Consider the following 11337-nt stretch of genomic DNA (forward strand, 5'->3'; position numbering starts at 1 on the left):
CCGGCGGCGGAGATCAGGCGACCCGCGCGCCTCGCTCGCGTACCGCGGGCGAGGGCGGCGCCGCCGCGGGGGCCGTGCCGCGCGGGCGCAGGCCGAACCAGATGAGCGCCACGCTCGCGAGCGTCACGGCCACGTTCACGCTCAGCGCGAGGCGGATGCCGGCGAACTCCACGCCGCGCGTCGCCGCCACGGCGCCCAGGATCGGGATGCCGACCGTGATGGCCACCTGCTGGGTCATCGAGGTCAGCCCGGTGGCGAGCCCCTGCTCCCCGTCCGGCAGGCCCGACGTCGCGGTCACGGTGAACGCCACGATGGCGGTCACGTGCCCGAAGAAGCCGATGAACAGCGCGGGGACCAGGACCAGCAACGCCACACGGCTTTCGCCGAGGAACACCAGCGGCAGCGTCGCCAGGCCCTGCACCGTCATGCCCGCGGCCAGCACCGCCCGGCCGCCGAAGCGGCCGAGGGCCCGTCCCGCGATGACCCCGGCGGCGACCGAGGCCAGCCCCGGGATCCCGAAGACGAGGCCGGTCGCCAGCGGGGAGAGCCGCAGGGTCTGCTGGAGGTAGAGCGTGATCAGGAAGATCATCGCGGGCTCCATCGTGAAGATCACGAATCCCGCGTAGTTGCCCCACTTCACGGTGGGCCTGCGGAGGATGCGCACCGGGGCGAGCGGTGCCGGGGACCGCAGCTCGATCAGCCAGAACGCGGCCAGCAGCAGCACGCCCACGATCCCCGCCACCAGATGGCGCTCGATGACCGCGTAGATCAGCGCGAGCAGGCCGCCGGTCACGGTCACCGCGCCGGGCAGGTCGAGCCTGACCCGGCCCGGCACCCTGCTCTCGCGGATCAGCCCGGGCGTGAGCAGCAGGATGACGACGGCGACGGGGACGTTGATGAAGAACGCCGCGCGCCAGCTCAGCAGGCCGACCAGGGCCCCGCCGAGCAGCGCGCCCACCGTGAACCCGCCCGACAACAACGCGCCGTTCAGCCCGAGGACCCGCTCCCGAAGCGGCCCCTGGAACGTCGTCGTGATCAGCGACAGCCCGGCGGGCAGCGTCATCGCCGTGGCGAGACCCTGCAACGCCCGCGCGGTCAGGAGCGCCTCCGGGCCGGTCGCCAGGCCGCCCAGCAGGGACGCTCCCGCCAGCAGCGCCATGCCCGCCAGGAACAACCTCCGCCGCCCGAACAGATCTCCCATCCTCCCGAACACCAGGGAGAACCCGGCGGCGGGAAGCGCGTACGCGGAGGCGATCCAGGGGAGTGCCGTGTCGCTCAGCCCGACGCCCGCGCCGACCTGCGGCAACGCCACGTTCAGGATCGAGAAGTCGACCGACAACATGAACCCGGCACCGAGCAGCACGAACAGGACGAGCCGCTGCCGCCCGGTCATGAGGCTTCGAGATCGTCGGAGTGCCCGGCCTCGAGCCGGGACCACTGAGCCGTGGGACGCCCGTTCGTGGTGACCTCCCCGGACTCGAACTCCTGCGGCCACCCGTCCGGGGAGTCCTCGCAGTCCTCCCGCCGCCCGAACACGGTCAGGTCCATCAGCGAGTAGCTGTTGTCCATCGCCTCGACGCCGCGGCGGGTCGTCCAGTAGGTCTCGAACACGCGGTCGCCGTCCCGCAGGTAGCACACCAGGTAGAACATGCCGGCCTCGCGCCCGGCCAGCAGGGCCTCCGCCGAGTCCCGCACCGAGTACCAGGGCATGTCCAGCCCGAGGAAGTCGCGGTAGCGGACGCTCTGCTCGTACGGCCCCTGGCAGAACGTCGCGTAGGTGACGTCACGCGAGTGCAGGTGGGACAGCTCGCGGACCTGTCCGTTGAAGAAGGTGCACCCCTGGCACTGCTCGGAGGCGGGGTGCCCGGTGTCCCACATGTGGAAGTAGGCGATCAGCTGGCGGCGTCCCTCGAACACCTCCAGCAGGGTCACCGGCCCGTCCGGCCCGGCGACGGTGATGCCCGGGTCGACCTCGACCATCGGCAACCTCCGCCGGGCCGCCGCGATGGCGTCGCCTTCCCGCGTGTGCGCCTTCTCCCGGGCGCGCAGCACGTCGATCTCGGCCTGCCACACGTTCCGCTCACGAATCTCCGGTGTACGCATCGTTCCGCCCTCTCATCGATCGAGGTGGTCCTTCAGCGCGTCGAGCCGCCCGTCCCAGTCGCGCGCCAGCGCGGCCAGGAACTGCTGGGCGACCTGCATCGGCGCCGAGCGCAGCCGGTAACGCACCCGGCGTCGTTCACCGGGCTCGGCCGTCACCAGGCCGGCCTCTTCCAGCAGGTTCAGATGTTTGGCGATCGCCTGCCGGGTGATCGGCAGGCGGGTCGCCAGGTCCGTCGCCGTGGCCGGGCCCGACTCCGCCAGCGCGGCCAGGAGGGCGCGGCGGGACGGGTCGGCCAGGGCGACGAAGACCTGTTCGGCGATCGCCTCGACGTCAGGCCGCATCGAGGTATTCGACCAGTTCGCCCAGCTCGCTCTTCCAGCCGCGGACGTTGCCCTCGAAGGCCTGGGCGTAGGCCTCCTCGGACAGCTGGGCGAAGCCGGTCTCCACGACCGTGAGCCGGGTGCCCGCGGTGACGGGCTCGAGCGTGAACTCGACGTAGGTGCGGCGCGGGTCGTCGTCGGGCAGGCCGTAGATCGGCCAGGTGAACGCGAACACGTTCGGCTCCTCGACCCGCTCCACCCGCATGTCGACCGCGTGCCCGCCGTCCCAGCTCATCCGGGCGGGCCCGCCCGGGCGGAGCTCGATCGTGGCCTCCTGCCCGAACCAGGCCGACAGGCCCTCGGACGTGGTGAGCGCCGCCCAGACCTTCTCCGGCGGCTTCGAGACCTCGACGGTCCGCTCGATGCGATCAGGAAACCCCATGACGTCCTCCTCCATATATAGCAACCGACTGGTTGCAACAGTATGGCAACCCGTCGGTTGCGTCAAGGCGGGGGAGGTCTGGGCCCTGGTTCGCGGAAAATGCGGTGATCCGAGGGATTCGCCGCTGCTACGGTTCCGATCACGAACGAAAGGGGGCGCGACACCAGTGGCGACGAAACTGAACCAGATCATCGCGGTCGAGAAGGGCGTGAAGAGCAAGTCCTTCCAGGACCTCACCGAGGCCCACCACTCGGTGCAGAAGGCGCCGCTGCTGTCGGGCATCTCGCGTACGTACCAGCCCAAGGACGAGGAGGGCGAGCAGCTGCCGCCCGAGTCGACCCGCGTGCAGGTCAAGGTCGACGACGTGCTGCGTCAGCTGGGCACCTCGCTCACCCGGCTCTTCGACGTGACGGCCACCAAGGACTGGGCCAACTGTGTCGCGCGGGCCGACGTGACGGTGGACGGCACCACGCTCGTGCGCGACGCGCCGGTCACCTACCTGCTCTTCCTGGAGAAGCAGCTCAAGGACCTGCACACGTTCGTGCGCAAGCTCCCGGTGCTGGACGCCGCCGAGACCTGGAACCACGACGCGTCCACCGACGTGTGGCGCACCGAGCCGGTCCGCACGGTCAAGACCAAGAAGGTGCCGCGCAACCACGTCAAGGCCGAGGCGACCGAGAAGCACCCGGCCCAGGTCGAGGTGTACTACGAGGACGTTCCGGTCGGATACTGGACCACGGTGAAGTTCTCCGGCGCCCTGCCCGCCCAGCGGGTGAACGAGCTGCTGGAGCGCGTCGACAAGCTGCAGGACGCGGTGAAGTTCGCACGTGAGGAGGCCAACGGCACCGAGATCGCCGACCAGCGCGTGGGCGAGGCCGTTCTCGGTTACCTGTTCGGATGACCCAGACTCCCCCCGCCGGAGGGCGGGGGGTGCGCGAGGAGCGCAAAGCTGAAGCTGAAGCCGAAGCTGATCAGGATGAGTGACAGTGCGGGTTCGAATCCCGCCCCCACCACTCAGGGTGGGGTGGCCCAACCGGTAGAGGCAGCCGTCCGCTCAACCTCAGATTCTCGCTCCAGATTCAGTATTCACCGCCGATCGCCGAATCGATCGGATGTGGACGAGCCCCCTTGGGATGCTGGTTCGAGTCCAGCTCGCTCCGCTTCATGGGGCGATGGCGTAACGGTAACGCACAAGGGCCTTTGAGAACTGATCCGCATCCATACCGTGTCGGCGTGCGAATTGGGCGGTAAACCCAGGGACCCGGGGGCGGCAAAACCCCGGGTCCCGCCTCGTTCCCGGGGCCCGGTCGGGTCCGGGGGCTCCGTCACTCGGGGGAGGGGACGGCAGGGGGTTCGGCGGGGCGGCGTTTGCGGGGGGCCGCCGAGCGCGGCGGCAGGGCGCGCATGTGGTCGCGGACGCGGGTCATCATGTCGTTCAGCGAACGTACGTCGTCGCCGGTGAGCGGGGCGAACAGCAACGTCTTGGCGACCTCGACGTGGCCGGGCAGCACCGTGGCGACACGTTCGCGCCCGGCGGCGGTGATCGTGACCAGCGTGGCGCGTTCGTCGTCGGCGCTGGGGGCGCGGGTGATCAGGCCGGCCTTCTCCAGCAGCCCCGCCTGGTAGGTCAGGCCGCTGCGGCTGTAGACGACGCCGTCGGCCAGCTCGGTCATGGTGAGCCGGCCGTCCGGATGGGCCGCGAGGCTCGCCAGGATCTGGAACTGCACGGAGCTGAGGTCGCCGTCGGCGCGCAGCTGCCGTTCGACGGCGTGCTGGAGCAGGCTGACGGCCTCCATCAGCGAGAAGTAGGTCTCCAGCTGCTCGGGAGGCAGTCCCGGCGAGTCCCCGTGGGCGATGTCGGCCATGCCGCCCACCCTATCGCTTCGAATTCGAAGCATGTGACGAGGGTCACACGGCCCCAGGGTATTGCTTCGAATTCGAAGCGGGCTATGGTTCCTGCATGCTTCACATTCGAAGCAAATCAGGAGGAATCATGAAGGCAGTGCGTTTCCACGGGTTCGGCGACAGCGACGTCCTGGTGTACGAGGACCTCGAACGGCCGGTGGCCGGAGCGGGCGAAGTCGTCGTGAAGGTGGCCGGGACCTCGTTCAACCCGGTGGACGCGGCGGTCCGCGCCGGGATCCTGCGGGAGGTCCTCCCGGTGCCGCTGCCGCGCATCCCCGGCATGGACATGACCGGGACGATCGCCGAGATCGGCGACGGGGTCACCGGCTGGAACGTCGGCGACGCGGTGGTGGCCCTGCTGCCGGTCACCGGCGACGGCGCCGCGCGGGAGTACGTGGCCGTGGCCGCCGCCGAGCTGGCCGCCGCCCCGCGCACGGTCGACCTCGTCGACGCGGCCGCGCTGCCCACCGTCGGCCTGACGGCCTGGCAGGCCCTCTTCGACCACGCCGGCCTGCGCGCCGGGCAGCGCGTGCTGATCAACGGCGCCGGCAGCGCCGTCGGGGGATACGCCGTCCAGCTGGCCCAGGAGGCCGGCGCCACGGTGGTCGCGACGGCGGGCCCGCGCAGCGCCGAGCGGGTTCGCGCCCGCGGCGCGGACGAGGTGATCGACTACACGGTCACCTCGGCCGCCAAGGCGGTGACCGGCCGCTTCGACGTGGTGCTGAACCTGGCGTTCACCTCGCCGGAGGAGATCGCGGAGCTGATCGGCCTCGTCGTCGACGACGGCGTGCTCATCACCACCACCGGTACCGACGAGGAGGCCGGCCGCGGGGTGCGGGCGACGCGGATGTTCGTCCACGGCGACGCCGCCCAGCTCGCCGGCCTGGTCGAGCGGGTGGACGACGGGCGGCTGGTGATCGACGTGGCCGAACGCTCGACGCTGACCGGGCTGCCGGACGTCCACCGGCGCGCCGACGCCGGCGAGCTGGCGGGCAAGACCGTCGTGGCCGTCGGCTGAGCCGGTCCAGGCCCAGGTCCCGGGCCCGGCGGCGTGGCCGGGCCCGGGACCTCGGCCGCTCTAGTGTCCGGCCAGCTCTGCCACGACGGGTGCGAGTGTGTCGGCGAAGTCGGCGCCGAAGACGAAGTAGGAGAAGCCGATCTCCTCTCGCCGCCGCTGGATCTCCTCGGCGGCCGCCGCGGGGTCGTCAGCGCGAAGGCGACGGTGTCCGCGATCTCGGCCGCCATCGCCTGCGCCTTCGGCCCGCGCACGGCCATCACCACCGGCGTGTGCGAGTCGGCGCCGTCGAGACCTCGCAGCGCCGTCACGGTCTCACGCACCCGGGTCAGCCGCTGGCTCGGTGGCGCGACGGGCAGCCCCAGTTCGCGGAGTTCGTCTTCGATGCCGGGCCTGCCGGTACCGATGCCCATCTCGAAGCGACCGCCGGTGAGCACCGACAGCGAGTGCGCCTCCCACGCGGTGCTCCAGGCCGGGCGCAGCGGGGAGGCATACACCCACGTGCCCACCCGCAGGTCGGTCAGGGTCGCCGCGACCGCCAGCGCGGGGGCGGGCGCCGGCTGCCATTTCGGGACGTCGGGCGTCAGCAGCGTGGAATAGCCACTGTCGGCTACACGGCGTACCCGGTCTCGCCACGTCCGCAGATCTGCCGTGAGCGGGGCGACGACCCCGAAACGGAAGGACCTGGTACCGCCGGTCACCCTGGCGCCGCCCTTATGGACGGCCTCACCCCTGCTACGAACACCACCACCGAATCGACACCGTCCCCCGGATTTCTTCAAAGAACTTTCCGGGACACCGGTCGCCAGCGATCAGACAGCACGGCAGGGGGGCCGTCGTTGATCCCCGGGTCATGGTCACAGCCCGAAACCGGGGCACGGCGATCACCATGGATCCGCTACCGGAGGATGAAATTACCCCCGGGGTCGCGCCAGAGTTCGTGCCGGATCGGGCGTCCTGGATGCTGGGGCGACGCCGTGTCGTACCCAGAAGTCAAAATGTGGCTCGCCACCGTAACTCTGTTGGATGCCACGGTATGGTCTCTCGTTCGTGCGATTGATAAGCGAGCGTCTCGGTCGTCACTGCGCATACGTATACAGTGGTCCTGGCCGGTACAAGGCCGAGGAGGGCGGCGCTCTGATCGGGTGCTCGCCGGTCGATCGATGAGAGGTCCATGTGGTCACGAGTAGGGACGTCGCCTCAGCCGCCAAGGTCTCGCAGGCGACCGTGTCGCGGACCTTGTCCGGCGCTGGCGGTGTGTCCGCCGAGACTCGCGCGCGGGTCCTTGCCGCGGCGGCCGAACTCGGCTACGAACTCAACCACGCGGCCCGCACTATGCGGACGCAGCGCAGCGGGACCATCGGGGTGGTGGTGGACCGGGTGACCAACCCCTTCTATCCCGAGGTCATCGAGTCGCTGTCGCGGACACTTGATGACCTGGACCTTCGGATGATCCTTTGGGACTCGCAGGGGGCCGGCGAGAAGGGTGCGATCCAGGCGATAGGCCACAAGATGATCGACGGCCTGATCTTCACCACGGCCACCAGCACGTCGAGCGCACTCACGACGGCGCTGAAGGCGGGCGCTCCACTGGTACTGGTGAACCGTGTGGTCGAAGGAATGGGCTGCGACCAGGTCGACAGTGACAATGCCGTGAGGTCGTCGCAGGTCGCCCACTACTTCGCCGCGGCGGGCCGCACGCGCGCCGGCCTGATCACCGGCTCAGGTGGCGCGAGCACGGCGCACGACCGGAAGGAGGGATTCCTTGCAGGTGCGGCTCGGCACGGTGTCGATGTCCCAGACGAGTTCGTGCTCGATGGCCGCTTCTCTCACAGCGGCGGCTACGAGGCGCTACGCGCGATCTTCGAGAGCCCGCAGCCGCCGACGGCCGTCTTCTGCAGCAATGACCTGAGCGCGTTCGGTGCGGTCGACGCCGCCCGGTCGATGGGGCTCACCGTCCCGGACGACCTGTGGATCGTCGGGTACGACGACGTCGACATGGCGTCGTGGGAGTCGTTCAGTCTCACGACCGTGCGTCAGCCGGTCGAAGAGATGGTGCGAGCCGGGGTGCACCTGCTGCTCGAACGCATCGACAACCCGAAGAAGTCTTGGACGCATCAACGGTTCACCAGCGAGCTGATCGTGCGCGACTCGACTGGCCGGACACCGTTTCCCGGTGCGCCTTAGGCGTCGACGGCCAGATCGCGAGGCGTGTCAGCCCTCGACGTCGGGGACCTGCTCGAGCACGGCCGACTCGAACGCGTCAACGCTTCCCTGTCCGAGCAGCACGTTCATCTCGTCGAGGCTCATCATCCGGGTCGACCAGTCGGCGGTCGAGCCCGTGTCGCGCAGGCCGGCGTAGAGCTCGGAGATCATGCGGCCCGCCAACCTCAAGGCCGCCGTCGGGTAGATGGCCAGATCGAACCCCAGGGCTTCGATCTGGGCGAAGGGCAGGATCGGAGTCCTGCCGGACTCGGTCATGTTCACGACCAGGCGGCCAGGAACCTCGTGCGCGATCCGTTCGAGGTGCTCGACGCTCTCGGGCGCGTCGACGAACACGGCATCGGCCCCGAGATCGTGGAACCGCTTGCAGCGCTCGATCGCCTCGTCCACGCCGAGTGGACCCAGCGCGTCCGTCCGCGCGATGATGAGGGCCCCCGCAGTTCGGGCGCGGAGCGCCGCCACCACCTTGCGCTCCATCTGCTTCGCCGGGATGACCTCCTTGCCCTGCATGTGCCCGCAACGCTTCGGGGCGACCTGGTCCTCGATCTGGATCGCCGCGGCGCCGGCTTGCTCCAGTCGCGCCACGGTCGCGGCCACGGCGGTGACGTCGCCGTAGCCCGTGTCGGCATCAACGATGACGGGGATGCCGCTCGAGGTGGTGATGGCCGCGACGGCGTCGAAGACATCCGTCATTCCCGTGATCCCCAGGTCGGGCTGGCCGTGGCGCCAGGCGGCGACCGCGTACCCGCTCAGGTAGAAGGCGTCGAATCCGGCCGCCTCGGCGCAGTGCGCCTCCAGTGGGGTTCCGCCTCCTGGCACGGCCAGCGAACCTCGCCGGTCCAGCAGTCGTCGGAGCGTGTCGCCGGGGCGGGCGGAGTCGTCGGTCGTCATCGTCGAGTCCCGTCTCGTGGGGGTTGCGGCAAGTATGAAGTATACGTATCCAGATGCTGTCCGGAAATCAAGGATCCCTGACGTCTCGATTACCGCTCTGACCCTTGACGTTCGCCTCACCACAGTGCTCGAATACGTATTCAGTGATGTCGGCGGTAATCGCGCATCTCAGCATCCCGACGCGAGAGGGCCAGTCAATGACCGACGGGGGACGGACCGAGGCGTCGCTCCAGGGGCGAACGGTCGTGGTGACCGGAGCCGCGCGTGGCATCGGCCGGGAGATCGCCCTGGCCATGGCAGGCGCGGGCGCCGATGTCGCCGTCACCGCGCGTAGCCGCGAGGAGGCCCAGCGGACGGTCGGCGAGATCGAGTCCCTTGGCCGGCGCGGCCTCGCGGTGGCCCTCGACCTCGCCGACCGTGCCCAGGTGGCGCCGGCGTTCGAAGCGGTCGTGGAGGTGTTCGGCGGTATCGACGTGCTGGTCTGCAACAGCGGGGTGGGCGGCCCCTCGGCCCCGCTCTGGGATGTGACGGACGAGTCGTGGGACGAGGTCGTCGACGTCAACGTGACCGGCCCGTTCCTGTGCGTGCGGGCGGCCGTGCCTCACATGATCGCAGCCGGTCACGGGGTCGTGCTCGTGATCGGGTCGATGACCGGCAAGCGTCCCCTGCTGCACCGGGCGCCGTACGCCGCCAGCAAGCTGGCCGTGGTGGGCCTGTGCCGTACTCTCGCCCTCGACCTCGGCGCGCACGGAGTGCGCGCCAATGTCATCTCGCCCGGCCTGGTGGGAGGCGAGCGACTCGACTGGGTCGTCGAGAACCAGGCGGCGGCACGTGGCCTGGAAGTGGACGAGATGCGCGAGGCGATGCTCGCCGACACGCCGCTCAAGCGTTTCACCACGGCGGGCGACGTCGCCGCGACCGCCGTCTTTCTCGCGAGCGATGGTGCGGCGGCGATCACCGGTGAGGACGTCAACGTTTCGTCCGGGCTGGTGATGTACTGACATGGCACCGCGCACGCTGTTCGACAAACTGTGGGACGCCCATGTGGTCCGGTCGGCTCCGGGTGAGGCCGATCTCCTGTACATCGACCTGCACCTCGTCCAGGAGGTGTCGAGCCCCCAGGCCTTCGACGCGCTGCGCGACCAGGGCCGCGGGGTCCGGCGCCCCGACCTCACCCTGGCCACTGCCGACCACGCGGTTCCGACGCACGGCATCGGGCTGGAGGTCGCCGACGGTATGACGCGCCTCCAACTGCAGGCGCTGTCGGCCAACTGCGAGGAGTTCGGGATCCCCTTCTATGGGATGGGGTCGCCGCGGCAGGGCATCGTCCACGTGATCGGGCCGGAGCTCGGGCTGACCCAGCCCGGCATGACGATCGTCTGCGGCGACAGCCACACCTCCACCCACGGGGCCTTCGGTGCTCTGGCGTTCGGGATCGGCACGTCGGAGATCGCGCATGTGCTCGCGACGCAGTGCCTGCCCCAGCAGCGACCGCGCACGCTTCTCGTCGACGTGTCCGGCCGGCTGCCGTCCGGTGTCACGCCGAAGGATCTGGCGCTGACCCTGATGCACGAGCTCGGGACGTCCGGTGCGGCGGGTCGTGCCATCGAGTATCGCGGCGACGCCATCTCGTCGTTGACGATGGAGGGCCGCATGACCGTGTGCAACATGTCGATCGAGATGGGCGGCCGCGTCGGGATGATCGCCCCTGACGACGTCACCTACGCCTACCTGCAAGACCGCCCGTTCATCGCATCGATGGACCACTCGTTCGACGACTTGGTGCGGTTGTGGACCGAGCTGCGCAGCGACGACGGGGCCCACTTCGACCTTGTCCATCGGGTCGATGCGAGCCGTGTGGCCCCGATGGTCAGCTGGGGGACGACCCCCGCCATGAGTGTCCCCGTGACCGGACGCGTGCCGACACCCGAGACCCAGCCAGATCGCGAGGGCGCGCGCCGTGCTCTCGACTACATGGGGCTGTCCGGCGGGGAGGCCGTGCAGGACCTCGCCGTCGACCGGGTCTTCATCGGCTCCTGCACTAACGGACGGATTGAGGACCTGCGGGCGGCGGCGGCCGTCCTTCGCGGCCGGCGTGTCGCCGACGGAGTCGACGCCATGGTCGTGCCCGGGTCGGCGGCGGTGCGCCGCCAGGCCGAAGAGGAGGGCCTCGGCGAGATTTTCGAGGCCGCGGGGTTGTCGTGGCGCTTGCCGGGTTGCTCGATGTGCGTCGGCATCAACGACGACCGGCTCGGCGCGGGCGAACGCTGCGCCTCGACGTCGAACCGGAACTTCGAGGGCCGGCAGGGCGCGGGCGGGCGTACGCACCTCGTGTCGCCCGCCATGGCCGCGGCCGCGGCGATCCACGGCCACTTTGTTGACGTCCGCGAGGCCGGGGTTCAGCCGGTCGGGACATGACCGCCCAACCCATCAGCAG

At 70.1% G+C, this 11337-nt stretch carries 11 protein-coding genes and 1 pseudogene; 5 read left to right on the forward strand and 7 right to left on the reverse strand.

Features of this window, described 5'->3' with window-relative positions; translation table 11 throughout:
* Window positions 1-13: 13 nt before the first annotated feature.
* From ABZ810_RS41315 to ABZ810_RS41330, 4 genes are read right to left on the reverse strand one after another with little or no spacing between them, the layout of a single operon-like run.
* Window positions 14-1393: an MFS transporter gene (locus ABZ810_RS41315; protein WP_358412480.1), complete on the reverse strand. Its 1380-nt coding sequence runs from the start codon at window positions 1391-1393 to the stop codon at window positions 14-16.
* On the reverse strand, window positions 1390-2103 hold the full coding sequence (locus tag ABZ810_RS41320; RefSeq protein ID WP_358412482.1) for a DUF899 family protein: 714 nt from the start codon (window positions 2101-2103) through the stop codon (window positions 1390-1392). The genes ABZ810_RS41315 and ABZ810_RS41320 overlap by 4 nt, the downstream gene beginning before the upstream one ends.
* A 12-nt stretch (window positions 2104-2115) precedes the next feature.
* Window positions 2116-2445 (reverse strand): metalloregulator ArsR/SmtB family transcription factor, encoded by a 330-nt coding sequence (locus ABZ810_RS41325; RefSeq protein WP_358412484.1) that lies wholly within the window; start codon window positions 2443-2445, stop codon window positions 2116-2118.
* Entirely contained in the window at window positions 2435-2866 is a 432-nt protein-coding gene (locus tag ABZ810_RS41330; RefSeq protein WP_358412486.1) for an SRPBCC domain-containing protein, read from the reverse strand. Before ABZ810_RS41330 ends, ABZ810_RS41325 begins: the two co-directional genes overlap by 11 nt.
* A gap of 166 nt (window positions 2867-3032) precedes the next feature.
* On the opposite strand from ABZ810_RS41330, the gene ABZ810_RS41335 reads away from it, so the two are divergent.
* The gene (locus ABZ810_RS41335) at window positions 3033-3767 is read left to right on the forward strand and encodes a hypothetical protein (RefSeq protein WP_358412487.1); all 735 of its coding nucleotides are present in this window, start codon (window positions 3033-3035) and stop codon (window positions 3765-3767) included.
* 424 nt (window positions 3768-4191) lie between these two features.
* On the opposite strand, the gene ABZ810_RS41340 is transcribed toward ABZ810_RS41335, so the two are convergent.
* Window positions 4192-4731 (reverse strand): MarR family transcriptional regulator, encoded by a 540-nt coding sequence (locus ABZ810_RS41340; protein ID WP_358412489.1) that lies wholly within the window; start codon window positions 4729-4731, stop codon window positions 4192-4194.
* Between the two features lie 128 nt (window positions 4732-4859).
* On the opposite strand from ABZ810_RS41340, the gene ABZ810_RS41345 reads away from it, so the two are divergent.
* A complete protein-coding gene (locus ABZ810_RS41345) occupies window positions 4860-5789 on the forward strand; it encodes an NADP-dependent oxidoreductase (protein ID WP_358412491.1) in 930 nt (309 codons plus the stop codon).
* Between the two features lie 239 nt (window positions 5790-6028).
* On the opposite strand, the pseudogene ABZ810_RS41350 reads toward ABZ810_RS41345, so the two are convergent.
* Window positions 6029-6487: pseudogene (locus tag ABZ810_RS41350) on the reverse strand (LLM class flavin-dependent oxidoreductase); the annotation flags it as partial.
* A 475-nt stretch (window positions 6488-6962) separates the two neighbouring features.
* Here ABZ810_RS41350 and ABZ810_RS41355 point away from each other — a divergent pair.
* Window positions 6963-7973 (forward strand): LacI family DNA-binding transcriptional regulator, encoded by a 1011-nt coding sequence (locus ABZ810_RS41355; protein ID WP_358412493.1) that lies wholly within the window; start codon window positions 6963-6965, stop codon window positions 7971-7973.
* Window positions 7974-8000: 27 nt separating this feature from the next.
* Here ABZ810_RS41355 and ABZ810_RS41360 read toward each other — a convergent pair whose 3' ends face one another.
* Window positions 8001-8900, reverse strand: coding sequence for an isocitrate lyase/phosphoenolpyruvate mutase family protein (locus ABZ810_RS41360; protein ID WP_358412495.1), 900 nt, complete (start codon window positions 8898-8900; stop codon window positions 8001-8003).
* A 104-nt stretch (window positions 8901-9004) separates the two neighbouring features.
* Between ABZ810_RS41360 and ABZ810_RS41365 the strand changes: the two genes are divergently transcribed.
* Both ABZ810_RS41365 and leuC read left to right on the forward strand, forming a co-directional pair.
* On the forward strand, window positions 9005-9901 hold the full coding sequence (locus ABZ810_RS41365; protein WP_358412497.1) for an SDR family NAD(P)-dependent oxidoreductase: 897 nt from the start codon (window positions 9005-9007) through the stop codon (window positions 9899-9901).
* Window position 9902: 1 nt separating this feature from the next.
* Window positions 9903-11318: a 3-isopropylmalate dehydratase large subunit gene (leuC, locus tag ABZ810_RS41370; RefSeq protein ID WP_358412499.1), complete on the forward strand. Its 1416-nt coding sequence runs from the start codon at window positions 9903-9905 to the stop codon at window positions 11316-11318.
* Window positions 11319-11337: the final 19 nt, after the last annotated feature.

Source organism: Spirillospora sp. NPDC047279 (assembly GCF_040643285.1).
Lineage (GTDB): Bacteria > Actinomycetota > Actinomycetes > Streptosporangiales > Streptosporangiaceae > Spirillospora.